The sequence below is a fragment of the Bacillus sp. DNRA2 genome, assembly GCF_012843265.1.
GTDB lineage: Bacteria > Bacillota > Bacilli > Bacillales > Cytobacillaceae > Bacillus_BU.
In genome coordinates, this window is sequence record NZ_JABAIT010000014.1 from 94,667 (window position 1) to 121,221 (window position 26,555).

The following is a 26,555-nucleotide window of genomic DNA, read 5'->3' on the forward strand; positions in this document are numbered from 1 at the left end:
TATAATATCCGGTTCAAAAATCATTTTTTTAATACGTATGCTTCGGTTTCATTGGCAACCACGTCATTCTTTAGAAAATAACTTACAATCCCATTCATCTCAATTGCTTTAACGGACTCCTCTAACAACTGCTGCATAAAAAATAAATTATTTGATTTAAGCATTTCATAATCCAAATTTGAATGTAAAGATGCCAAAATATCCTTTGGCAAGTCAATACTTTTTATGTTAAGTATTTCAGTATCATTTAAATCGCATTTTTCACTCTCTATTTCTTTATTTTTATAAAAATCATTCAAGAGTTTTTCTGTCTTAACACAATCCTGAGAAAAAATTACTTCAAGATGCTAAATTTATAATTCCTTCTATGCTCTTTTAATCGACGCTTAATACAATTTGTTGATTTAATTCACTTTTTATCAAGTCATAAATCATTTAGTTTTATCTAATAAAATATAAAATGTTTTATCCCGTGACCAAGTTGTGTCCAAAGGGTTGACCAGTTTTCTAATTTTAATAATGGGATAAAATACATAATTGAGAAGGTTTAGAAAAACCTCTTCTTGCATATGTCACCCAAAGGGGATAATGAATTGAATCAGTGACCACAACCCTATCATTTCTTTGAAGGCTTTTTACAATTCCAATAGGTCTGATTTAACCATGTTTTTTGATTTTATAAAGGACCTTTAATAAAAGCTTAATATATTCTCCTTTACTACTATAGCTAATATCAGCATTATACAATTCAAAGAACTACATTTTTAAACCATAACATAAAGTCCAATAGAGAGTACAATGCAGCCTTGACTGTATATGAAGTCGGCTTTATGTTACCACTATTCGCAGAATTTGCTGTATGAACTCCGTAATCACAACTAACTGAATATGTAGCGAGTATGGGTTCATTGATAAACTTAGGAAATTCATATCCTACACTTGCTGCGCTATTTTTAAGGTGCCTATGAGATTTTCTGAATGAAATCTCCCTTCTATCATTTAATGCCTGGTTATCAGGCAAAATTATTTTATTTACGGAATTTATTTTCTTTACAATATCCTCTTGAATATCTCTAATTCTCCCCAGTGAATTTTTTATTGTGGTATTATCCTTAGAATCTATATTTTTAATAATTTGAATTAGCTCTTCTCTTCTTGAAATATCTAGTAGATTTCTTTCAAAAATCTCAAAAATACTTTCATATTCTTTCATTATTACTATCTCGTCTATTTTCTTGTGTATCTCTTTAATATGAGTAAACATTTCCTTTTCTGAGGAATTACCTTTTCTATATACCTGTTCTCCCTTTCTATACTTTTGTACGTATTTAAATCCTTCAACATCACCCGTTAAAATTACTCTTGGCTTAGTATAATATTCCTTATCTAAATACGTAATAGCACGTGCGAGAAATCCTTCATCATCAAATTCATCTTCTGGAGTTATCATACCCTTAATGTCCAAAATTACAGCAGATACTCCGCTTGCAACTTTAGGTAAAAATTCTTGCATTTCAACTAAAGTTTGAACATGTAAAATATCGATATTTTCTTGAGCTCCATATTCTCTCAATGATTGAGCATATTCAGTATCATCATCTACTAATAATACATTAATAGCCATGGTTTCACTCCTTATTTATAAAAGTAAATAAAAATTTTGCACCAGAATTAACACCAACAATTTCAAAACTTCCATTATGCGAGATTACAACTCGATTTAAATATGCGCCACCTAATCCACTTCCATTGCTATCTTTACTCATTCTTCCTGCCAGAATAAAATCTTCTTTTGTCATACTGAATTTATTACCATTGTTTAAGTATTGAATAATCACTCTATCCTTTAATTTCTTAATACTAAATTTAAGAAAACAATTTTTCATGTCAGTAAACGCATGCTCTTCAGCATTATTTATTAAAATATGGATCATTTCTTTAAAGCTCTGTATATTTATATTGAAATATGCGTCATCTCCTTCAACAATAAAATCATAATTTATCGGTTGATATAATGCTCGATCTCTCTTTATACTCAAAATAAGTTCTTTAACATTCACCTTTACAAAATCATCAGATTCTAAATTTAGATTCACCGTTTTTTGAGTATCAGTAAAGGTCTTTTCAATTAAATCTAGTCTCTCTTTGGTACGTTCGTAAATTTCTTGAACAGATACTAAATCTCTCTTTCCTAATAATCCGTTTCTTACTTGTACTGATGAATTATGCCTTTCAATTTCATCCTTATCATATATAAAACTTGTTAAATTATGTTGTTGTAACACTTTAGCAATACGCTGAACATCATGGCCAATTACAGAAATATGCTTTCCCACATTATGGATTAGCATATTTACAATCCTATTTTCAGCTTTTACTTTTTTAACTTCTAAATCGTACGACAACTCTTCATACATTTTTTTATATTTCTCTAATTCTTTTAATGGTTCTTCTTGATCTCTAATATATTGAAGTTGTTTTTCATATTCTGGCTTAGAAATGATTACATTTAAAAAGTCATTATATGTAATTCTTTTAACAGAGGTACCTCTTTTGTAGCCATCTATCTGTCTTATAATTCTCGGATTATATAATTGATAATATAAATAATCGATATTGATAGGCTCTCCTGATTTAGATACAGGTATGAGAGCTAGGCAACCATTTGACAAAACAATACTTTTAATTTCAGATTTATCTGGATCAAATATAGTAGGCTTTAAGTCTTTCCCTTGCAATGACACAATTATAGCCTTTTGATCTATTATTTTATTAAAGTCACGGCATTCTAAATAATCGAAATCATCATTATTTTTAAAATCCAAATACACTTCATCCGAGTCTCTTTTTAGATTACTTTGTTTAATATATGGTTTTCCTTCTGAAAGAGTTGCTCTATCCCTTCCTCTTTTAATCGGTTTGATAACACTCACAATATCTTTTAACAAAACTCCTGTTCCTTGACCTAACATTAATTTTGCTTCAGCATATACAGGATCATAATGCGAAAAGTTCAAATTGTAGTCTCTGCTAACGATAGTCTCTATTGAAACTATCCTGCTATTATCAGTTTCAACGTAATTTTTATAAGTCTTTATTACTCTTTCTATATTATTATCTTGAACATTCACTAAATGGATTTTATCTTTCTTATAAGGTTCCTTTTTTTTATTTAGAACAATAACAGTAGGTTTTATTGCTCCGTTAAAAGGTTTATAATCTGAAAACTCGATAACAGCTTCAATCAAATCATTATGGATTATACTTTTGCGACTTTCTTTATCTTTACCTCCAGAAAACAACACACTATTTGGAACAACAATATAAGCTTTTCCATCTTCACTCAATAGCTGAATAATATTAGCTACTATTAAAAAATTCATATTTTTAAAGTCTCTTATATTATATTCTCTATAGGATTTACCCATTAAATACTTATCATAGGCACCAGAACTATAGCTATATGCTAGTTTTAAGTTATAAGGAATATGTGTAATTACTTTATTAAATCTTCTTCTATATCTTTCTACCGTATTCTCTTCCGAAAATATTGAATCACCTAAAATTAATCTTATATTACTCATACCTGTTAAATTAAATAACATGCTACAAATATCCAGAAAGGTTGGATTAATATCCTGTCCAATGATGTCCATATTATAATATTTAATATCAGCAATACTATTAAATAATAGTCCACCTGTACCAATGAAGGGATCAAAGACTTTATCATTTTCTTCAATTTGCACAATACCCGATATTATTCTTGAAACAGTTTCATCAGTTAAATAATAATCCTCCTTTCTGAAAGAAAGTAACTTTAACATAATAACGTAGAAAGCTTCAGCTAATAGATCTTTTTCATAAACTTCCTTCAAAACATCATAACTATCTAAAAATCTAATTACTTCTTCAATCGTATACCTTGTCTGTGACGTTGTAATTTTTTCAATCCCTAATCTGCGATAAGATTCTCGTTTATATGAGTTTTTAGCAAAGCTCATTATCTCATCAAATAGGTATTCTATCTGCTCTATTCTGTCTGATTCATAAGAATGTACTACTTTTTGCCATAGAATCGAGTAGTCTCTCCCAACGGTACTTTTAAACCTAAGAAAAATTAATTTAAGTATAAAATTGACTCCCTCAGGATTATACCTTAAATACGGATCTCCTCTTATAATTTCGAAAATATAACTAAAATCTCTTTTAAAATAATTTAAGTAAAACTCTTTATCAATCATATGTACCTTCTTTCCTACAATAAATTAGGTAGTACTATTAATTAATCTCTTTATATATTGTGAAAATTCAATATAGCTTATTGTGAAGTTTGTAAATCCATTGCAATTATATATTCTAGGAAGAATTAACTAATTCCTGCGCCTTTGGTAAACAAGTTTTCAAAATGAGTAAATCTATAAGTCATGCTTAAGAATGCTATAAGTAAAGGTATTTTTTATAACATATATACTGTAGCATTCAATTGTGATATTAAAGATTGGTAATAAAAGTTCATCTCTAACTCCTTTGGTAACGTTGCAAATTCTTATTTTTATGAGTATTAATAGCAAATTTCGCCATATCTAGCCTTACCTAGCTCATTTTTCTCCTTCTTTTTAGTCAAAATTATTGATAATATTTTGTTAAAGTAAAAAACCCCACTTGTTAAATGAATTGTTTTCATTTTGTGAAAAAATATATTGCTCATAATTCATGAATACCGTAGGCTTCACATCAAAGTACACGATAGACAACAGTTGCCAATAAATTTAACATCTACAAACCACAATACAATCCTCATGGGATTTAATAATAACAATCGCTAAAAAGGAGTCTTGACAATTACGATTTCAAATACATGTTGTATATAATATAATTACAAACATGGAAGGAGGAAAACCTATTGGAAGGATTTATGTTTATTACAACACCAGAAAATTGGGAAAAGTTAATTAATAATCAATTAGGTGGATGGCCAATTAAAGATATTTACAAAAAATCAGCTAATAAATTACAACCTGGCGATAAAGTACTTGTGTACCTATCTAAGAAAAGTACTGTAGTCGCAATATTAGAGATTGTAGAAAATGTGAAAATCCCAAGAAATAACATTTTGTTTAATGATGAATACTATCATTACTACTTACCATATCGGATTCATACTAAATTAACTAAAGATAAAGAAATTTATATTAAGGATTTACTTAGTGAGTTAACATTGACTAAGGGAAAAAAAAGATGGGGGACTACACTACAAAAATCAGTTGTGACATTAGTTGAGGAGGATTATTTACTACTCTTATCAAAGGTAGAAGGTAATTTGAAATCTATAAAAGAAAAACACTTTACTGTTTGAGTGTTTTTTACCCTAGTATAGTACTAATCTTTTTTTACATGATAATCAACCTTCGAAAAGATATAATTTTTAAGTTTAGACAGAGAGTTTACCCCTGTAATAAAATGGTTATATTTTTCTGAATATCTGTAATCAACTATAACTAGATGATTCATAGAATTACAGTTTAAGTATTCATATGCTATAGAAATAAACCCAATTAAAATAAAGAAAAACAACAAAAGTTCATGTGGTCAACCAAAAAAGGTTATAAATTTAAAGACAATCATTTTGTTGTAAATGATTGTCTCTTCAATATAAACATTATTAATAATTAAAATAAAATCACCTTATCTTTTACTGCACGTTCCTCTACTATTTGACAATCCCGTATTACATATATATATACCTTCTCCAAAATATCACCCAGGTCTTCTAAGTGTTCTTCTGTGAATATAAAGCTGCTATCATTAGTTACAATAATATATCTTTCCTCGCCGGTGAATCTTTCACTATAAAAGTCAACCAACGCCAAATTATCAAACATTTTAACATTTTGGCGACCATTTTGCTTTTCGTAATCCTCTACGAGTGGTTGGTAATCCGCTGCTAAAACTCGATTGGACCTTCCAGTTGGTATTAATTCCAATTGAATAATCCTCTTAGGAGGCTTCATGGTAATGTTTCTTTGACGGTCAATTAATGCTGTACGATCTTCCTTCTTAACATCGATATCAATAAGTTGCGCATTCATTTGGTTGATTAGCGCTGAATTTTTGTTATCAAAATTCTCCATCTGATATTTTTCTAATTTGGACAGTGTATCATTATATTGGCTAATAAAGGCTTTTGTTAAGTAGTTCGATAATTTATTTAACTGAACATCCCTCTTTGAACGAACATTATCCCTTACCTTAATCGCAGCAGCCAATGCTTTCTTCATCATCTCGGAGTCTTGCAGAACATTAAGTTCAGTTAATGGATCCTCAAATTGGCCTAGCGACAACCAGTATGGGTCTAATTGAATAATCGTGCCGTCCTGTCTAGTTCCCAAATAAATGAGGGCATTTTGAAGTTCCTTCCCGGTTCCATCGTTTACGGAAAGACTGTATATTTCAATATTTAGCTGCTCGGGTACATCATATGAAACCATATAACGACCAAGCGCATGTTTTCCACTATCTATTTTTGCCATTTCTAAAGCCAATTGATAAATTGGATGATCCTCTTGTATCAATGGAATATCTGGTTCAACATATTCCTTGCATCCCGTAAACCTGTAGGTTTCTGAATTACTCAAGTTTAACTGTGGAAATGATTCACGAAGGAATTTTGGAATACGCTCTATTCGCTTCACTTTGCCCTCATTTGATTCTAAAATACGAACATTTCGCTTTTTTAAAATATAATCCACAAAGGAGTCATGCACACGATATGGAATCTTCCTAATGGTTATATCACTTTGTTCACGCTTTAGTGACGGTACGTCAATCGTTTCCTCATCCAGCCGCTCTTCTTTCAGTACTTTTAACAGTTTTAAGTTCTCTTCTGAAATGGCTTTGTCCATTCTTGAAACAACATCATCTAACTTCTCCCGATGTAAAATCGCTTCCTGCATTAGAGAAGACAAGCTATCAAAATGGTCATCCAATACTTCACCGATAAAATTGTAAACAAGATCTGAGCCCAAGTCCTCTTTCATTTTTTCCATTTTTTCAAGCAGGCGTGTCATTACATGACCTTCTCGGGTATTTTGCGCCACTAAATTAAAGATAAAGACTTCATTTTTTTGACCAATACGGTGGATACGTCCCATCCGCTGTTCTAGCTTATTTGGGTTCCAAGGAATATCATAATTGATCATTTGATTACAAAACTGCAGGTTAATGGATTCGCCGCCGGCATCTGTGGCAATCATAATTTGGCATTCATCTCGAAACAACTCAACTTGTCGTCTTCGCTCATCCATTGAAAAACTTCCGACAATTTTTGTCACTTTGGGAACCCGCTCTAATAACTTCCGTTCCAAATAATTTAATGTATCGGCTGCTTCAGTAAAGATTAATATCTTTTCTCCCTTATGAAGCAGCCCATCTATCCCAAATAGCATTTCTTCAAGTTCCTGATATTTTCTCTCAATTGTATAATTCTTCAGATGGGTGGTTTTTGCTAACAAACGTTTAAGTTCTTTTAATTCCAGCTCCAGTTCTACAGTATCAATAATATCGATTGCCTGCTCGAGCCTTTTATCCAAATGCTCCTGATGCTCATTAGACTCCTCGTTGTACTCCGTTAAATCTAATTTCTCAAGCTTTTTTAAATATTTATTCCGTTCCTGTTCGGTTTGTTGATGGAGCTTTTTTAAACGTTTATAACGACGTTCCAAGGACAAATGAATTGCTTCAATTGAGGAACTAAGCCTGCGTTGTAATAACATCATGGCAAATGCTATACTATTATTGCCGTTATTCATTGCTCGATTGAAATGATCCCTAACATAGTTGGTAACAGCATCATATAAATCAAGTTCTTCATCTGTTAAGTGGTATTGGATCGTTTTTGTCGTCCGCTTCGGGAAAATCGGTGTGCCATCAAAATTCACTAAGTTCTCTTTTAATCTTCTTATGATAAATGGATTGCTTTTCTCCTTCAGGGTTTCATTAACTCCAGTACTTGAAAATATATCTTCATCAATAAGCCTCATTAGGTGGCGGAAATTTTCCATATCACCTTTGTGTGGCGTCGCCGTGAGTAATAAACAATTCGGTGCTTTTCTAAAAATAACTTCACCCAATTGATAAAGCTTTGTCCGTGTAGTCTTTTTCTTGATTGTTCCATGAGTATAAGCCGCCATTTTGTGGGCCTCGTCAACAATAACTAAATCAAATTGAGACTCGTTGATTAGCTGTTTTACATCATCCTTAGCGCCCCAGTAAACGGAAGCCAAACATTGATTGTTTGAAATAAATGGATTTTTTCCACCATATTCATTCACAACGGCCCGATTAATAATATGGAAGGGCTCTTGGAATTTTTCCAGCAATTCTTCCTGCCATTGCTTTAAAACAAGCGGTGGAACCAATATCAATATTCTTTCCACACTATGTCTTGCTTTTAGTTCCTTAATAAGCATACCAGACATTATCGTCTTTCCTGCCCCTGGATCATCCGCCAATAAAAATCGCACCTGCGGTACTTGCAGCATTCGTCCATAAACTGCTTCAATTTGGTGTGGCAATGGTAAAACATTGGCATTACCCAATGCTCTTGTCTTAGCATACATCGCTTCATTTTGCATTGCATTATAATGCAAGTAATGATGGATATCCCGCGAACTTAATTGTTGTTTTTCGCTTTCAGGCGTATTTAATCGTTCCATTGAATTAAATGCATCTTTTTCTACTAACAGTTCAAAGAATTGATTAGAATTTCTCCCAATCGCCTCAATCACAAAAAAAGTATCATCGATTGCTTCACATTTCTTTATTTCCACCGTTTCAGGATATTGTGGTCCTTTCACGATATCACCAATTTTAAACATAGGAATCCCCCTATTAAAGAACCCCTATTCACAGGAATAAGGGAATTAGCCTTTTAATTCTACCATTGTCATATCAATGCTTTTTATTACGTCAAACTTATTTTTCATTAAATCTCCAGCTGAGATGTTGTAATTAAAAGGAAAGAATAGGACGTTACTATTCATTAGTTCGATAGGAAGTATATGCGAAGTATTAATAGTAAGCAGTACCTCCGCCATCAACTGCAACAATTCCTGTGAATGGATTTCAATTTTTTGTGACAATGAATACGCGCGATTTTTTTGAAGTTCTGTAATACCCCAGGACTTTATACTCGTCAAAACTGCACTTGTGGCAACCTCAACGCGGCGGCGCTCTCCATAAAGAATTTTCATTTTCTTGCCTAAAATCTGACTAGGAACGACATCCTGCATTCGAAACTGCAGTCCAATTTCCTTTACGAATTCTTTAAAGAAAGGATAAGCTAACATCGTCATACACCAATGGAGCAAAACCTTCTCTTCCCGTTTTAAAAGCGGCAGCATCTCAAGAGCCCGGTCACGAATAACAATGTGGGCATCTTCTACCAAATACCATATTTTCATTAACATTGTAATAGCATTTTTACGTGATTTGGCACCATTGATATCTGCCCGAAGGAAGTTATCCAAAACCTCGTACATTTCCTTTCGTTCCAACCTACGTGCTTCATTTGCCGTGAAATCAAGGTGATGAAGTAACACCTTTTGATCAAATCCAATTGGTTTTGCCATGATAATCTACCTCAAGTTTCAGAAATTACTTTAATAAAAGGAACAATAACTTCCTCTATACTAATACTGCCATGACTTATGATCGTCTCCCCTTTATTCACAAATGCAGCATTACCCTTAGCTAATAGTACATGAAATTTCTCTGGCAAGCCAATATCATGCCATTTAATCGTTTGAGCAAATTTTTCCGTTGCCAAATCACGCAATTCTATAGAATCATACATCCGTACCCGTTCACCTTTTGTTTCAGCAATAACTCCTTCATTAATTCTTCCAATTCCTACACTTTCCCTATTTCCATGGTCGGCGGTTAAATATATACTAAAGCCTTCATTTTGCAAATCCTGAATGAGTTTCACGAGGTAATTCGTTCCCAACCATATATTTAGTTCAGAAAATACACTTTTAGATCCTTGCACTGCTCCATGCAAAAATTGATCAATTATATCAATGACTGCTCCGTAGACCCTTATATTAGGTTGTTTTAAAGGCGAGATATTGTCTCTGTGATAAAACTCTTGTCCTAAACCTCTTTGATAGGATACATTTATTCGCGAGACACCTCTATCTTCCCAGAATGTATTCCATAACAAAGCTTCTTTGTTTGTCGTTGAAATAGAATTAGCAAAATAAGATGGTCTAAGTCCCGAAAAGATCGCTTGTCTAGAGACGGCTGTAAGCGTAGGTACCCAGGCAAATACGCCTTTTTCCTCAAAAGATAATCCGTACTTTGCAAGATACTCACGAATCTGAACCCATTGGACAAAACTCATCCCATCCATTATCAACAAAGCAACCTTCTCCTCATTTTGGCTTGCAATATAATGAGGAATTTGGTGAACCATTTTGGGAACCGGCAAATGAGGTAATGATATCAATGAACCATATTGATGAAGCATCCATCTTTCAAAATGTTCATCAATCTGATTGCTTATTTCCTTAACCTCTTGAAAATACAAACTTGTTGATAATGAGAGAGCCTTTAACTGCCCATAAGCTTGAGCAACCTTTGTCCAATCCTTATACCTATTTTCCGAAAGTTGAGCATCTTTTAGCTGAAAATATAGGTACTCTAATTTTTCGCTATTTTCTTTCTCACTATCTGATTCAATCCCAACACGCATCCATGATGGAAATTTATCAAGCTGATAACCTTTTACACGCTTTACCAACCCTTCCAAAAATAAATTATCTAGTATACTCCTAATTAGTGGATTAGTAAAAGAATGGACTGAATAATCCTTAAATTCCTCTACGGCAACTCCGTTTTGTTGTAGTGATAATTGATCAACTTGTTTAACGAAATTATTCCATTCATCTTCTAAATATTTGTAGAAGAAGTTCGCAGACATGACCAAATCTTGAATTGGAAGTTGCCTTAAATCAGCCTTATGACTAAGTTTATTAACAACAAAGCTTCTTATAACCATGGGTATAGAGTCTAATTCATAATGAATAGTTAATAACAATTTCCATAATTCGGCCCTACTATGGACCACATCATATGGTAATTTATAAATGTTTTTCGATATAAAATCCAATGTCTCATTATCAGAAGAAGAGCCCTGATATCGCTCCTGAGCGGCATACAAGGCGTCAAATAATTCTTTATCTAGCTGTCTAATTACAGGAGTTGAGAATTTAGGAAAGATAATCGAAACATCTAAGCGAGTTCGTTGTCCTGATTGAATCAAATCATAAGGAAAAACATTGTAGTCTGTCCCTTCAGCTCTAACAAGAAGACAGATTTCTTCTTGTTCGATTTTAGTTCGGTAATCGCGTTCATATTCATAACGAAATATGATACTTTCGTTAAAGTTAACAACCTGAATATTATCCTCTTTCAATTTTCCAAGGATCAATTCATCTAAAAGTAGTTGGTCATTATCAAGGACAAGGTACAATGCGTTATTTGCAATGAATTGTTTCAAAACTTGGTCACGCCAATTGGCCAATTTCATCTTCCCCTTGCTTTACATTATAACCCCAAGCGTATCAGTGCTCTATCATAGTACATTAAAAGCTTATCATCCTCTTGAATAACACTTTCAGGAAGGCGATCACCTACAGTAACAATCTTTTGGTAATCCTTATCTCCCCAAGACTTTTTAAAGCCGGCACGAATGGCTTCTGTGCGGAACTGTTTGAGTTTTTTCTTACTCTTTGACAATTCCTCAACGAACCCTTCAAATTCACGGAGTAGCGATTTTTCACGCAATTTTTCCAAATCTGCTTGTTTGTTAGGATCTGGGACATACCAACGATTTAAAGCTTTTTCTTTTATTTTCGCATCATTATTGTCTAAACCTCGTAAATCTTTATAATTTTTACGCAAATAGCTTGCAATTTGGTCAGGTACAGTCCCGTCCCCTTCATAACGTAAGAAATTTTGATGCAACAAATCATCTAATTCAGGCAACATTTCATGCTTTGCAATATGTTGAATTTCTTTCATAAAATTCGGATGAAGGTCTTGACGGGTTTGTGGTTTTAATAGTAGTTGTTGTCGAATCCATTCTATCGCAGTATTTTCATCAAGAACAAATAAATCCATTTGAGTGAATTCCTTTACTAAAATTTTGTTCTTATTATATATTGCTAACTGCTCTTCTAAAAATACCATCCCATCTTGATAAAAAAATCTATTTCTAAGGCCCTCTTGAAATTCACCAGCGGAGAATGGAAGCTGAACACCCTTAGCAAAAAAGTATGCGATTGTTCTGTCGTAAAGCACTCTTGGGTCTCGTTCAACTATAAAAACCGCTTGTCCATGTCTCCCAATAAATGGAGGTAAAAATTCAAGATGTTGTCGTACAAAAACCCAAACAGTATTTTCATCCACATTAAGTATATTATTTCCTTCGGTAACAAAATCAACTTTTGGCTTATAAACTGAGATTACCAAATCTTGTTTAACACTCGTTAGGTTCGTCATGGCTCTAATTCCACCATGTTTCTTATCAAGTATTGATACGTTAGCCACAACAAAACCAGCCTCTTGAAGTGCTACTTGAATAGAATTCCATACACTTGCCTGTGTGTTCGAGAACTCAACAGTCATCCATTTTCCTGGTTTTAAAATTCTAAAACATTCGGAAAAGCAACTTGTCATTAATTCCCTATAATCATTAAGATCTTTTCCCTGTACACTATTTTGAATAGCCTCTTTTTTGTTATTTGTTAATACACCTAACCAAGATTCCCAAATAATGTTTACTTCTGAGTACATAATGTTAGCTCCAAATGGTGGATCCAAAAAAATATAATCTACGGTATTATTATTAATTTTTAAAGTTGTACTACTTGAAACTTGAATCATGTTCTCTTCAGTATTCCATTCCGTATCAATCAATTTATCTAAATATAATTGGAAAATTGATTGCTCAACCACGAGACTAGGGATGTACAATGTCCCCGTCAAAGGACCATTAATACGTCCGTTAGGATTATGTTTATTGATTATGTATCTATTCATTTTTGTAGCATTTCGAGATAGAAATGAGGTTAGTAGCCAACGCATATCTCCCCCAAGTTTTTCCCAAAAAGCGCTTAGAATGGCTAAATTACGTGATGTATAGAAATGATGAATATGACTAAAACCATGTGACTCAATTGGTTGCCTAGTATTATAACCATCAGGTAGTGGATTTGAAGGTACATGGAATTCATTTATAAAATCATTTATTTTTTGTAACAAAACCTCATCAAATTCATCAGGGCTCTTATCAAATCTTTTTTGATTAAATGTAAAATTTATCTTAAACGGAGACTGTTTTGCCTGCTTAAAAACTGTTTGTAAGTGAATGTCATAAATACTTTCACGGAGATGTTGCGCACTTCTTTTATCAATTTTTACACCGCAATTTGGACATTTAAATTCTTTATGAACTGTTTTATTTTTGTAATCAACAGCAACATCAGCATAAACTATCTCCGATGTACATTCTTTACATAAAAATACATCGCTCCATACTACGTAATTAATTTGTCCCATTACATTACCATAACTATTAATAATTTGTCTTACAGCCTTTATACTATTAACAGATTTTAGTTTAGCAACTATCTCATTTTTTAACAAATCATCATTTGTAGCTAAAGTGCTGTAGAAAAAACCATAATCTTGATTTATTTTCTCATAAATATCGTGAGCCTTTTTTCTAAAATCCTCTTTGTTTACTGGCTTATTATAGTTATATGATATAAAGCTGGCCATTGGAGACAAATCATTTAAAACTGCTTTTCTTTCACCCAGCTTCGAGAAAGTATTTATTGCAATGGAGCTATTTTCATCTTTGATATATGAATATATACCTCCTTCGGTATCAATACCATATCCTAAGGATTGAACTTTCTCTTTGTCCCCGCACATATAAGCAGCTACACCAGTCATTCCGGTTCCTGAAAATCCATCAAAAATTATGTCCCCCGGATCAGTATAGTGAAGAATATACCTCATTATTGCTTTATATGGTACTTTAGTGTGGTACGTGTGTACATTATAGATAGGGTCATTTTTGCCTTCAGAAACATCAGAAACATAAGGTTCCCGACGATACTCCTCACTTGCCTTACGTTTAAATTTGTTTAATTTATTTTTTTCAGCTTCCTCCATGAATTTATCTATCCAAGGATTTGGACAAGCAGTATAATACGGAGGATCTGATAAAGCAATTATATCCTCGTCATTTCCTATAGGGAATCCCTCAATCATTTTTAATTCGGGTAACTTTTTTCTCAGTTCTTCTCTAAAATAAGCTCTTCTTTCATCATCATTTTTAAAAGTCATGTCCAAACAGACAACCGGTTGATTGTCTGTTTGAGAATAAATATTTTGAAATGATAACTGGTTTGTTTCGTTTGACATTTAGTAACACCTCGTTATTTCTTCAGCATGACGCGAATTCGATTTGTTTGCTGATTTCCTACTGTCTGTTGAATAAGCATCTCAAATCTTTTTCGCAGTTCTTCTACCGTCAATGGACTTCCATTTGCCATCATGTTAGTAATTTGAACTAATGTAATTTCTACTTTATTTATCCCCTTTAGCAAATCATTAATTGCTTGAATTAATCGTATATCAATTGGCAGGCTAAAGGATTTTTGGGAAATGAATTGTTGAACCAATTCTTGCTGTTCTGGTCTTAGTAATGCAATATTTTCTTTAATAGATGAATCATTCAAGTTATTTAACAGCGAATTTGTCCAGTTATTTAGTAATTCGCCAAGTTCATCTTCTAATGTCTCCAACTTAAACTGATTTAGATCTACTTCCTCTTTCGGCCTAAATTTACAATGAGGGCATGTCGCTGTATGCTGTAAATCCTCCCTTTTCAATTGATAGCAGGTAATGAATGAATTAAACTTCCTTTGCCAATCAGAAAGGACATGGTTCGGCAAAATATCAATTTTTTGGGCCAATTCCCGTAATGCTTTCAAACGCTGATCATTTAGCAGGCTGCTCTTTTTCATGTCTTGGGTAGCATTTAGCCTTGATTTGTCATGCAAACCCATGTATAAACGGATATATTCATCTTTCAGTTGTTCAATAGAACGGCTTTCAACAGAGTAGTCAACGCCTTCTTTTAGAGCGATAGAAAGGTCGTATAACGCTGCATCCACCTTTTGACTCCATTCATGATTCCGATCAAGATGGAGTTTCGCCTGAGTAAGATAATTAGCTACATTTGTGAATTCTCCTACTTTAATCTCGAGCTTTTCCAATTTGTCTAATTCTTTCAAATAGATATCTTGTGCTAAGATCTCATCTGCGGAATATCTCAAATTATGCATTTTCGCAGGTGAATCATACCGTTGTATTCCTTCTAAAAATCCTTTTAATTCATCCATTTTTTGAACATACTGGCCAACCTCTGTTATTGAAAAAAGGGTTCCGTCCCAGATTGGCAAACCTGTTCGAATTGTAGGAATCATCCTGACAACTTTTTGTAATTTATCGTTACAAAATTCCATTACTCTCCGAATGCCAAAAGCCAAATTATCTCCCTCAAGGTTTGGTATATGTACATCGGATATTTGTAAAAATGCATTAATCGCCGCAACTGGAAGGCCACTAGGTTTTTTCACATGATTAAAATAGGTAAGCTTTTCTAATGGCAATCGGGAAAACTCAGCATAATTCATTGCATCATAAGACTTACCATCTACGTTAACAACTAATTCTCCCGCATGGACAAGTGCAGCAAGCACAACTATGAAAAGTTCCGGTTCCAGCTTATATTCAAAAGTAAGCCTTTTGTCTTCCGTTCCTCTAACAGTAATCGTTTCAATTAATTCCGAAGCATTTATAACCTGTCCGTGCCCTTTTTCTTTTAATTTATTGATTACCCATTTGGCATAACCGGACTTATGAACATTTACCTTACCATTTTGGTCAAGTAGGACTAATCCATCTAATATAGCAGTACCTTGTCTAGTCTCCCTACCTGAGATTTGAAAAATTGCATCTGATACATAGGAAGGTAAGTTCTCTTTATTCAAATAAACGTTTTGTAGCTTTCTGAATGAAGGGTAATCAGTATATTTTTGTTCAAACCAATCCGTCAATAACCCTTCAGCAACAGTATTAATAATTTCAATCACTCCGGCATTTTGTGGCAGCAACATGCCGAACTCCAAAATATTAGCCGTTTTGCCACGGTAAGTTAATTCATAAACATGAACAAAATTCTCACCTAACCATTTTACAAGTTCTTTAAAAAAAGTTTCTGCCTTTCTCACATACAATTGTTTTGTTGCAGAAGTTGCATTTATTCCCAGTTCTCTTGAGCCAGCATACATCTTTAACAATCTTATAAATTTCTCTTCCTTTATAGCCAGTTTAAAAAAGACTTCATCCGCCTTTTGTTCATCCTTAAATTTCACTTCACTGAATGGTTTTAACATATAAATATAGAAATCACGCTCAGGTTGGGCAGTCGACCTTTCATTTGGTGCACCAAAGAACAAGTATCCTTGCCGAGTCACTTTATGGGCTTCCCATGGCAGATTATGTTTCCAGATTTTATATCCAGTTACATAGGTATTATCTGCTACCCCTGTGGCTTGTTTAAGTACCTCAAAATAATAGCTATCCAATTTATCGTCTTCAATGGTTTCTGCCTTTTGTTCAATCAAATCATCAACAGCAATGTCTTTTTTTAAATCTAAATAATATTGTCCATTGCTTTCGTTTGTTGAAATATATTGAAAACTGACTGTTTTTAATATCTCTTTTAATACTACTTCAACAGTAGTCTTTAAATCATCCGAAGGGTTTTCATCCTCCAGCAGCATCTCCAAACTCACTGAAGGACTAAGGAACAAATCGTCACGGAGTTCCTCTGAAGTCAAGCCAACTTTATCAAAAATATCACTTGTAGCAAGACGGTATACTGCAAGAGCATTTACAATTCTAAAGGCCATCGGCTGATATATTTTTTTGGTAAACGCATTTTGAATACGGTCCTTTAAAATACGCGACTTGTCCAATACTTCACGAATATCAGGATTACTTTTGTAAGAAGGATCTTCTTCAATGTATTTCCAGTAGCTATCATAGGAAACAAGACCTGGGGCACCCTCTGGAACATCACTCTCAAGAATCCTCTTAATTTCATTACTTATCGTTTTCAATGCCACCCTTTTTTCAGCAATATTTACTTTCTCAAATGTTGTTAAATAAGCTGGATGAATTGGGAAGAGATTGATATACATTTCTATATCTTCACTTAAACGGGTATACAAAGATGTAAATCGGCTTAAATGCTCACGAATAAGAGCTTTTTGTTTTTCATCCTTTTTAAGTAATCTTTGTGAAACAACAAATGCAATATCTTCACGGACAATACGGACTTGTTCAAAACGTTCTTTAACTCTGCGTAAAGAATCCGCAACAAAGCCAAATTTAGGATTATCAAAAAGCATTTCCTGAATACCTGCTATAAAACGCAAGCGGGTTTTACTACATACTTCCCCTAATTCCCGTAAAAATCCGAGATCTAATGTAAGTTCCTGCTCTTTTCGGCTTCTTAAATAGTCTAATAACTCGTCCACGACAAGCATAAGCCCTTGGTCCGGGAATGCTTCATGGAAAAGCCCTATCATTTCCGTTAATGCATCTTTATTATTGCGGGCTTCATCTATAGATGGGAATATAAAATCAACCCCAATATCATAAAGCCCTTCTTCTAATGCTTCACATAAAATGTCTCTTAGTGAAGTCCGAACGCTGCCAATTTCAGTACGTATAACTTTAAATTGCCCTTCTATTTCTTTTGCCTTTTGTGCTACCCGCTCATTCTTGATATAATTACTTGCACCGTCAATTTCGGCAATCGTTGAAATCACACTCATTAAGTGTGATTTACCTGTTCCATAATTACCGACAATGAATAATCCTTTATTATCTACCGGCCGGTGGAACTGTAAATGTTCAATGACTGCTTCATCTAGCTGCTCCGCCATTCTTTCTGAAATAACATATGTATCAATTAAGTGAACTGCTCGATCCTTATCATTTGCATCTGTTAACTGAATAACCGATTCAATTGGTTCAAATTGGACTAAATCACGATATTTCATTTGTATCTTCCCCCATTATTCCGTCACTATAATTCCATCGAATTCTTTGCATTCATAATATTCAGGATGCCCAGGCACCGCATACACAAAACGTCTGCCGTCATAACTGCCTTTCCAAGATACGACCAATGTATAATTCCTGCTTAAAGGCTGCAAAAGCTGAATGACATCTTGTTTTAATGTCGGATCAAACAATACCTCAATATGCTCCAAGCATAGAGTACTGCTTCCCGCATTTCTTAGGATATCACTTAGTAGGCTATGTACTCTTCCGGCCATCCGTTTACTTGGATACTCTTTTAATTTCTCACTTAGCAGCATGCTAATATTTAGAAGTGGTATTCCAAAGCTTTCAGCCGCCTTTTTAACAGCGGTTCCTTTTGAAAGCTCACAAACAAGAATCATTTTATAATATCTTGTTGAGATACCTTCTAACTCCTGCTCAATCTTTTTTACAAGGTCAGCACTCATAAAAACACCCACAAACTTTTAGTTCTTTAGTATCATTCTACCTAATTGCACAGTGTTTTTGTATTGTTTTCCAATGAAAAGTAAAAAGTATTTATTATAGCATATAAATTAGGTGCGTTATAGGAAAATTCAAAAAAAAAGCACCTGTTCGGCGCTTTTTACTGTTAATTTAAAGTATAATGATGTAACAAAAATTTACTAGAAGGTGATTTAACAAGTGTTCCTTCTTTTATTGACTCAATGATCATTTATTATTTCTTAGTTAATCCACCCATTTCATCCTTTACAACAACTTTTTCAGAATCTTGTTTGCGTTTCTGCCAGTTTTGATAATAGGTTTTGGAATCAGGTATTTCCGTGATGTTCCCAATAGAAGACTGTACCATATGCAAAGCTGGTGGTCAAATCCGGTTTAATGCATCACAATTAAGACGGAATGCATTTCTTTTTACTCCAAATAAGCTTATAGGATACATACTTTAAAGTTCTTTTCTTAGTTAAAGTTAAATAATCCTGATATTGTGGATAGGTAATCGAATTTGAATTTTGTCAGGGAATAAAGTACAAATTCAAATCTTTGCTTTTGGTCTTTCTCTTTGTAATTGCACTCTTTTGACTATTTTTTTAATTCACAAAAACTAACAGTAATAATAACTCTCCTAAAATCTTTATCTTGAAAAACAACAAATAAATTGGTTTCAGGTATATTCCACCGCGTTAATGCGTTTTTTTTCTTCATTATATGGAATAGTAAGCAGCTGCCGGCGTAATCGTGATGTGTCAATGTTACGTTGAATGCATCGCATTCTCGCATGTTCACTAAACACAAATGTAAATCTAATCATCATTTCCCCTTTAATCTGAATTATTTTCAATGACACCTAAAGACAGTTCTAGCCCCTTCTAATTTGCCTCGACTCCAACTATTTTCAGCAATACTTACCTTCTCAAGTCGATTTTCAGCATTTTTAAAGGTCCACCCTCGTCCCATAATAGGCTACAGCAAAAAACATTAATGTGAGAACCTCATTACCCCTTCAATCTTCAACTTAATTCCCACATCAACCTCCCCTGGAACCATTTGGACTGCACCCATCCTGTACTTCTCATGAAAATCCTCGCTAAAATATCTTATCCCATTTACCTGTTCCGATTTTGTTGGAGTTAAAATATAAACCTCCTCCACAGCCCTATCACCAGTCTCACGGTGAATAATTCCATCGCGATACTTATGCATTTCTCCAAGGGCAGTGCCGAGATTATCCGGCACCCGGTATTTTGGATCAAAGACTATGATTCTTTCTCCTCCTTCTAACACGATATCGGGAATCATTTTTTGTGTATAAGTATGGAAGGTCTTTGAATTGTATTGAAACGTCCGTTGATAATAAAGCGATAAATTGCCGTGCAATTTGATTTCACTCTGTTTATTTTCAGCCAGATTCAGAAAAATTCCGTCTTTTGTGATTTTAAATAAGCCGCCCGTATCGCGAACAAAACCAGATTCCCTTAAAATCTTAACGATTTTCATGTAGCACCACATTTCATACAATTGAAATGTATCCTTTAAGGAAATAGAATAATCGAACAATATTCCTTCCCGATGGTGCTTGTAAAGGCTATCAAACCATATATACCACAACCGATAAACAGGATGCTTCCGAAACTTTTGTGTGATCGTATAAGGCCCACTATGATCTGTAATCTCTTTTAATAATGGACTGTTCAGCCATCGTTGGACAATTGCTTTGTATTTTCCAGACTTACGAGCTATATCCTCATATTCCAGAGTTTCATACTTTCGGAGAAGACGGTCCAAATCGAACAACTGCTGCTTTAATACTTGATTCTCATAAACATTCATAGTTTCAAAGGTTTTGACATTTTGGACGTTGCTTGGAATCTCTGCACCGTGGCCTTTCTGGTCAAGCCAACGTAACGTTACCTCGACTGAACGTTGAACTTTCTCTCTTTTCATGATTACTGGCTGCTTTTCTAAGCGGCGAATGGGCTGTTTTTCGATTTTTGAAAAGATTTGCCTTAATTGATGAAAGGCGCGATCGATATAACTCCACTGTGTCCAATTGATATCGCGGCTTCTTCCGGAAGCAGTAACCTTTGTTTCAAGGCCGCTTAATTGGAAACAACTATTAGCCTCCTCAAGGATTTCCTCCAGCATCAAATTAAACTGTTCTTCTGTTAACTTGCGATTATCAGGATATATATAAGTTTCAAAGTTTTCTCCATTAATGGATACATTTAATGTTCCGCTTTGAAATGGCGTAATCATAGCTGCATAGAAACCATTTTGTTGTTGGTAAAAAGGCAAAGGAACACCTTGGATGACAACGTCTACCCTATTACCAATAAAGCGGAGCTTATATTCAGTTGCTTCCGATAGGTATGCTTCAATAAATGGAATCCAGCCTTGGGTACTATCCCATATTTCAAGGGTGCTATCTCCAGAATTGTGTGCTCCATAGTATTCCAGCTCCTCTTGCATTCGTTTCACATGCTTTAGTGAAATAGAAGTCGTTTCTAAGTTGGCCTATAACCACTGCTCTATTTTTTCCAGCATGTCTGAAATCCGCTCATCCCCGCGAATCTTTGTCAGTACCTTTTCAGAGATGACACGATCCAAGGCTTCCATTGGTACCATCATTTCCTCCTCAAGGAGCTGGTGATTGGCGTACAATTTTTGCAGCATTTCTTCCATCGTGCGATAACCGAATTGCAGCTCGTAGCCCGATAATGTATCGTGCAATTCCTTCAGGAGCTTGAATTCTTTTGTCAGTGTTGCTTTCAAATCCTGGTTAACCCGTTCCCAATATGAATCAAAATCGACATCTGATAAGGTCATGACATAAGCACGGTCAAGGACTTTGTCTGAGATGGAATGCGTCGTTTCATCGACATTAATCGTTCCCAAAATATAGACATTAGGAGGAATCAAGAGCTTCTTTGGGATACCGGCAATGTGATCATCCTGATGCAGCGGAATCTCCTTTCGTGACCCGACAGCACATAAATAATCGCTTAAGTAATACTCAACACGGCCAAATAGGGACAGAGGGACAGGTCTGTCCCTCCGATTGAATATATATATCAGATTATCAATCTGCAACCAGAGGGTATAGCAATCCTAATGGGAGAGGGGGGCGGTCTTCGGTTCAAAAAACTATAGAAATTGATAGGCCCCACATAAAACGAAGCAAAAATCCTAAGCTTGCATGAATGAACTGAAACTGAGGACTTTTACTTCATACATTACTATTTTCAAAGACTTTTATTGTGCATGTCTGTAAGAATGGAATCCTGATTCAGAAGAACAAGTTTCCGGGTAAAGTATTGCTCCGCAACCTCCGAATGATCTACTACCACAATAGTTTTTCCTTTGGCGCGGATTCGGTCCAGAAAACATGCTACAAGAAATATCTCTGAAGGGCTAAGACCTTTGAACGGTTCGTCAATTCCTAATATCTTTGAAGTTGATTTGCTTGCCTTCAATATCTTAATCCGTATGTTCTCACCACCTGACAGCGTTGTTGTGGCTTGCCCAATGCGAAGATGCCCTAGCATTATGGAAGTTGCTTCCTTAAGTGTTGCCGTTATTTTCGGGTCAAATGGCTTAAAATACTCCAATCCTTCATCTAACGTCATATTCCATATATCATATATACTTTTTTGATTCACCTTGTATTTCTTCAGGATTTTGTTAAATCCCGTTCCTTCACATTCTTCGCAAACGAGTCGCACTTTGGTTCTTGAGTTATAACCATACTCAATGAAACCGCCACCACAACATACAGGGCAAGTCCCTCCATTACCAGTCAAATTAGAAAAGAGCCTTCTATCCTTTCCGGTCTTTTTTGCAAATATGTCGGAGATCTTTCCGAAAATATCTAGTGCAGTTGCAACATAGGAGTTTTTGTTACCAACAAGAGGTTTTTGACTAATGTAAAGGTATTCATCAAATTGCTGGGGAAAATATTCTCTGAGCAATGTTGACTTGCCAATTCCTGAAGCTCCAGTCACTAAATTCATGCATTTATCAGCTAATGAAATCTTCACCCCTTTGTACTGATAGACATCATTGATAATCTGCACAGTGATATATGCTGTTGCTTTCCGAACTGACATAGACCTTGAAATAGCTTCATAAGCCAAATATTCAGTAGAATCAATAAGACTTCCACCATTGGATCCGCTTCCTGGTCCAAGAGCATATATTTTTTTCGATTCCTTGACAAATATGTCACTATGATCAACGATAAGTACGGTGTGTCTTTTGGCCAATAGCAGAATATTCTCTAATATGGCCTGCTTCTCATTACCGGACAATCCCGCAAGAGGCTCATCCAGTACAATCAGAAGGTCGGTAAGCTGTGAATTGAATACCTGAACCATTTTCAAACGTTGAAGCTCACCACCAGACAAAGTTGGAATTGCTCGATGGAAAAACAGGTGACCGAGATTAAGTTCAACTGCCTTTGTAATAAAATTCCTAATACAGGTCAGTGCAAAAGTTAATCGTGAATCTTTAATCTCTGCAGACATTTTCTTGATAACCGGAGCCAATTCAGAAAATGGAAGAGTCATGAACTCTCCAATAGACAGGTCATAGATTCTGTACTGCTCATGTTCAGCAGAATATTTCCTACCTTTGCAGCAATCACATTCACGATCAGAATAAAACTGTTTACCAGGAGTAAAATTTGTAATCATTGGATTTTCGGTCATTACTCCATAGTACTTAGTAGTTCGTCGGGAAAACATATTCGTTTTCTTAAAGCGAATAGAATATTTTTCTGGGCTTTCTCCGTAAAGAATGGATTCTTTTTCTGTACAAGAAAGCTGACGGATAGTTTTAGAGGAATCAATGCCCTGATCCGCACAATACTTTTCAATGATATGAGCATAAAAGTCCTTGTATTTATTCCAGCATCGGATCGGGTTTTTTTCCAAAGGGACATTGTAATCAATAATGCGACTCTCATCCAATATACTGACGATTCCTAATCCGTGACATTTCTCACAGAGATTGCCAGCCTTATTAAGCGTAAAGTTATCTTCCGGTATTCCAAGTAGTGCCGCATATATAAGTGAGATATTGCGATTAAGACCAAAATAAGTACCGATAGTGGAATGTAGGTTATTGTTAAAATTAGATTGTTTGATAGGGATAGAAGCAACCATGTTGTGATAGCCTTTAACAACATAAGAAGGCTCTGCAACATCATCAGCAAACATAGCCATGAATTCGTGTTGACCAATCTGGGCAACAGTATCATATGCCAGCGAAGACTTTCCACTTCCCGATGGCCCGATTATAAGATTTATTTCTAGTTTTTCAAGTGATATATCAATGCCTTTCAGATTGTTGGTTTTTATACCCTCAATTTTGATGCAATCCGCCATTGACATTCCTGCTTTCATTAATTATGCGATATAGATCCTGAATAAAGAATTCCAGTGTTTTTTTTGAGTGAGCACAGAATCTCTCGTCAACAGAGTGAATAGTGTTGCCTGGTTTCAGATGCATGGCATTTACAGGACATCCTCCACCACAAATGCCCAGAGAAGGACAATCCATGCAATATTCTTGGTTTAGCGGGGTCAACTGAGACCATTCTATAAAGTCCTTATCTTTAGTAGCATCAAATGAATCGTCATTAATGTTTGTAACAAAGTATTTCTTATCAAACAGACAACCATGACAAATTCCAACCTGGCCATTCGGAGCAACTACAATCTGACCTCCAGATGTAGCCGCACAATCAGAGAAATAAACCTGAGACTTCGAGAATGATTTTAATTTGCGCATGATACGGTCTTCATATATGCCGCGTTTTCTTAATTCAACAAACTCATCGATGATGAACTGTGCAGCAGCTTCATTGTAGCTTTGAGGAAGGACAAAGGTGTTACTGGACATCATAATGTTAAAACCAAATGCCTTAATACCATAGTTATCTACCAAGTTAAGAATGTTCGTTGTATCCTTAATGGTATCTTCACTTAGCGTAACTGACAACGACACATCAACGCCGAGACTTTTACATAAATCCAAGGTTTTAAGGATGCGCCTGAAAACAGGATTACCGGCAACATCTACACGCATTTTGTTTGTTTCCTCAGTGAAGCCGTCAACAGAAATTGCGATAGATACCCCAAGCTCTTTCAGTTTAAGGATTCTTTCTTCATTCAAAAGAAGCCCGTTGGTTACCATCGACATTTCAACATTTTTGATACATTTTTCTGATTCACGAAGGCTATTCAGCCTTTTTGCAATATGTACCAGCACTGGGAAATTCACCATCGGTTCACCACCATAGAAGATAACAACAGGATTGTTATCTTCAAAGTCTAAACCAGAGAGCTTTATCTGACGAATAAAGAATTCGATAGCTTCATCAGCAGTTTCAGGTGTCATATCCTGCAATAAGAATTTGTTTCGTTTTTCAATATCATTATTTCCCAGAAAACAGTATTTGCAGGCGAAGTTGCACTGTTCGCTAAGAATCATATAGCAAACATTTATTGCAGGGCCGGGGATTTTTGATTTAACAAAATTCAGAACCTTATCATCTTCATCATCTGTTTTGGTTAGAATTTTGAATTTAGATAACTCAGTGACTTCGGCTTTGATTGAATCCGGAGCATTATCTATTAAGTCACAAAAAGGGCTTGCAAGCCAATCCTGCAAGCCCTTGAATGCTTCTCTCGTTAAGTACACCGGTTTCATTCTCAGAGAATGATATAAGACTACAGCATCCCCCAAGTCATATTCATGTGTAAAGCGAGAAAATCTTACCATTCGATTTCCTCCCATTCCGGAATAGCTTTGCAAGAGCATGCACAAGTACATGAATTGCAAGCTACACAAGCACAACGGGCCATAACAACAGCCTCATTCACAATATTTCCAAAGAGTTCGGCATAATCGAAATTTGTAGCGCTCATATTACATTTCCTCCCATTCAAAATCAGAAATCATTCCACCATAACAAGAGCAACGGCAATTGCACATACAACCAGTACACTGTGATATGCACTGTGCAGCAGCAACTATGGTGGAGTGGCTAATGTTTCCAAGCATGGCATCATATGCGGTTTTAGTATAGTTTACCATGTGTTGACACCCCCTGAATAATTTTCCATTTATAAGAAAATTGTACACTCGCGAAAGGATAATAGCAATGATACAAATTATACATAACCCTTCAAAAATCCAAAAATTCACTATATATAGCATTAACACCTTGAAGTTAATTCTATATATTGATTTTTATAAAATGTTAAATTTTTGTGAAAAAATAAAAAGTGGTGAAAATTCCATAAATAGCGTGTTTTCTTTACTTATCTATAATTCGTTAAAAACGTATTTTCACTTGACAATTCCCTAAATGTATAATAAGATTTTAATCTTTTTCAATTTTTTTGCTTTACTCGATTATTTTCTCTGGCAAACCATCCCTCCACGCCAAATACCTTCCAAATTACGGAGTAAGATCTTCCAGGTATGGGTTAAAGAGGCTAATCCATATGATGTGGTGAACGAATATACTTCTTATGATTCTAGATTTGGATATTTGACGGTGATCGAATTTATTTAATAATGGTGTAACTAAAAAAATGCAAACTCAATTTATCATTGAAATGAATTTGCATTTTTTATTGAGGATTTTTTTTAAGCAATAACAACCATTTTCACACGAACTTTTTGAACATTCTAGTCACGCCAACAAAATTGACACCCCTCGGGAGGTCAATAAAGTAGGGAAACCTCTCTCGAGGCTTCCCCCTTATCAAACCGTACGTGCCCTATTAAGGCATACGGCTTACCAAATGTTACAATGTTTATCAAGA

16 protein-coding genes are annotated in these 26,555 nt (G+C 34.8%); 1 reads left to right on the forward strand and 15 read right to left on the reverse strand.

Features of this window, described 5'->3' with window-relative positions; genetic code table 11:
- Window positions 1-20: 20 nt before the first annotated feature.
- The 3 genes from HHO41_RS13330 to HHO41_RS13340 all read right to left on the reverse strand — a co-directional run bounded on the left by HHO41_RS13330 (window position 21) and on the right by HHO41_RS13340 (window position 4,244).
- Window positions 21-299, reverse strand: a complete 279-nt coding sequence (locus HHO41_RS13330; protein ID WP_169099386.1) for a hypothetical protein — start codon at window positions 297-299, stop codon at window positions 21-23.
- Window positions 300-748: 449 nt separating this feature from the next.
- Window positions 749-1,624: a response regulator transcription factor gene (locus tag HHO41_RS13335; protein WP_169099388.1), complete on the reverse strand. Its 876-nt coding sequence runs from the start codon at window positions 1,622-1,624 to the stop codon at window positions 749-751.
- 4 nt (window positions 1,625-1,628) lie between these two features.
- Complete coding sequence (locus HHO41_RS13340) at window positions 1,629-4,244, reverse strand: N-6 DNA methylase (protein ID WP_169099390.1); 2,616 nt, start codon at window positions 4,242-4,244, stop codon at window positions 1,629-1,631.
- A 662-nt stretch (window positions 4,245-4,906) separates the two neighbouring features.
- Between HHO41_RS13340 and HHO41_RS13345 the strand changes: the two genes are divergently transcribed.
- On the forward strand, window positions 4,907-5,359 hold the full coding sequence (locus tag HHO41_RS13345; RefSeq protein WP_169099392.1) for an EVE domain-containing protein: 453 nt from the start codon (window positions 4,907-4,909) through the stop codon (window positions 5,357-5,359).
- Between the two features lie 313 nt (window positions 5,360-5,672).
- Here the strand turns inward: HHO41_RS13345 and HHO41_RS13350 are convergent, their stop codons facing one another.
- The 12 genes from HHO41_RS13350 to HHO41_RS13405 form a co-directional block, all read right to left on the reverse strand.
- Complete coding sequence (locus tag HHO41_RS13350; RefSeq protein ID WP_169099395.1) at window positions 5,673-8,879, reverse strand: DEAD/DEAH box helicase; 3,207 nt, start codon at window positions 8,877-8,879, stop codon at window positions 5,673-5,675.
- Between the two features lie 45 nt (window positions 8,880-8,924).
- Complete coding sequence (locus HHO41_RS13355; protein WP_169099397.1) at window positions 8,925-9,632, reverse strand: hypothetical protein; 708 nt, start codon at window positions 9,630-9,632, stop codon at window positions 8,925-8,927.
- Between the two features lie 11 nt (window positions 9,633-9,643).
- On the reverse strand, window positions 9,644-11,587 hold the full coding sequence (gene pglZ, locus HHO41_RS13360; RefSeq protein WP_169099399.1) for a BREX-3 system phosphatase PglZ: 1,944 nt from the start codon (window positions 11,585-11,587) through the stop codon (window positions 9,644-9,646).
- A gap of 23 nt (window positions 11,588-11,610) precedes the next feature.
- Window positions 11,611-14,499, reverse strand: a complete 2,889-nt coding sequence (locus HHO41_RS13365; RefSeq protein ID WP_169099401.1) for a DNA methyltransferase — start codon at window positions 14,497-14,499, stop codon at window positions 11,611-11,613.
- Window positions 14,500-14,513: 14 nt separating this feature from the next.
- Entirely contained in the window at window positions 14,514-18,215 is a 3,702-nt protein-coding gene (locus tag HHO41_RS13370) for a DUF6079 family protein (RefSeq protein ID WP_169099403.1), read from the reverse strand.
- A gap of 15 nt (window positions 18,216-18,230) precedes the next feature.
- On the reverse strand, window positions 18,231-18,686 hold the full coding sequence (brxF, locus tag HHO41_RS13375; protein ID WP_169099405.1) for a BREX-3 system P-loop-containing protein BrxF: 456 nt from the start codon (window positions 18,684-18,686) through the stop codon (window positions 18,231-18,233).
- Between the two features lie 1,012 nt (window positions 18,687-19,698).
- Window positions 19,699-21,189 carry a DUF2357 domain-containing protein gene (locus tag HHO41_RS13380; protein WP_169099407.1) on the reverse strand — a complete coding sequence of 497 codons (1,491 nt, stop codon included), beginning with the start codon at window positions 21,187-21,189 and terminating at the stop codon, window positions 19,699-19,701.
- 45 nt (window positions 21,190-21,234) lie between these two features.
- Complete coding sequence (locus tag HHO41_RS13385) at window positions 21,235-21,810, reverse strand: hypothetical protein (protein ID WP_169099409.1); 576 nt, start codon at window positions 21,808-21,810, stop codon at window positions 21,235-21,237.
- 152 nt (window positions 21,811-21,962) lie between these two features.
- Window positions 21,963-24,104 carry an excinuclease ABC subunit UvrA gene (locus HHO41_RS13390; RefSeq protein WP_169099411.1) on the reverse strand — a complete coding sequence of 714 codons (2,142 nt, stop codon included), beginning with the start codon at window positions 24,102-24,104 and terminating at the stop codon, window positions 21,963-21,965.
- Window positions 24,082-25,503, reverse strand: a complete 1,422-nt coding sequence (locus tag HHO41_RS13395) for a FibroRumin system radical SAM peptide maturase (protein ID WP_169099413.1) — start codon at window positions 25,501-25,503, stop codon at window positions 24,082-24,084. Before HHO41_RS13395 ends, HHO41_RS13390 begins: the two co-directional genes overlap by 23 nt.
- Complete coding sequence (locus tag HHO41_RS13400; RefSeq protein ID WP_169099415.1) at window positions 25,497-25,649, reverse strand: FibroRumin family radical SAM-modified Cys-rich RiPP; 153 nt, start codon at window positions 25,647-25,649, stop codon at window positions 25,497-25,499. Before HHO41_RS13400 ends, HHO41_RS13395 begins: the two co-directional genes overlap by 7 nt.
- 1 nt (window position 25,650) lies before the next feature.
- A complete protein-coding gene (locus HHO41_RS13405) occupies window positions 25,651-25,818 on the reverse strand; it encodes a FibroRumin family radical SAM-modified Cys-rich RiPP (RefSeq protein ID WP_169099417.1) in 168 nt (55 codons plus the stop codon).
- Between the last annotated feature and the right edge of the window lie 737 nt (window positions 25,819-26,555).

Bases quoted from the DNA above. Each gene is read 5' to 3' on its own strand.
- HHO41_RS13335 (WP_169099388.1), bottom strand. From the start codon at position 1,624: ATGGCTATTAATGTATTATTAGTAGATGATGATACTGAATATGCTCAA.
- HHO41_RS13340 (WP_169099390.1), bottom strand. From the start codon at position 4,244: ATGATTGATAAAGAGTTTTACTTAAATTATTTTAAAAGAGATTTTAGT.
- HHO41_RS13350 (WP_169099395.1), bottom strand. From the start codon at position 8,879: ATGTTTAAAATTGGTGATATCGTGAAAGGACCACAATATCCTGAAACG.
- HHO41_RS13355 (WP_169099397.1), bottom strand. From the start codon at position 9,632: ATGGCAAAACCAATTGGATTTGATCAAAAGGTGTTACTTCATCACCTT.
- HHO41_RS13365 (WP_169099401.1), bottom strand. From the start codon at position 14,499: ATGTCAAACGAAACAAACCAGTTATCATTTCAAAATATTTATTCTCAA.
- HHO41_RS13370 (WP_169099403.1), bottom strand. From the start codon at position 18,215: ATGAAATATCGTGATTTAGTCCAATTTGAACCAATTGAATCGGTTATT.
- brxF (WP_169099405.1), bottom strand. From the start codon at position 18,686: ATGAGTGCTGACCTTGTAAAAAAGATTGAGCAGGAGTTAGAAGGTATC.
- HHO41_RS13380 (WP_169099407.1), bottom strand. From the start codon at position 21,189: ATGCAAGAGGAGCTGGAATACTATGGAGCACACAATTCTGGAGATAGC.
- HHO41_RS13390 (WP_169099411.1), bottom strand. From the start codon at position 24,104: ATGGCGGATTGCATCAAAATTGAGGGTATAAAAACCAACAATCTGAAA.
- HHO41_RS13395 (WP_169099413.1), bottom strand. From the start codon at position 25,503: ATGGTAAGATTTTCTCGCTTTACACATGAATATGACTTGGGGGATGCT.
- HHO41_RS13400 (WP_169099415.1), bottom strand. From the start codon at position 25,649: ATGAGCGCTACAAATTTCGATTATGCCGAACTCTTTGGAAATATTGTG.
- HHO41_RS13405 (WP_169099417.1), bottom strand. From the start codon at position 25,818: ATGGTAAACTATACTAAAACCGCATATGATGCCATGCTTGGAAACATT.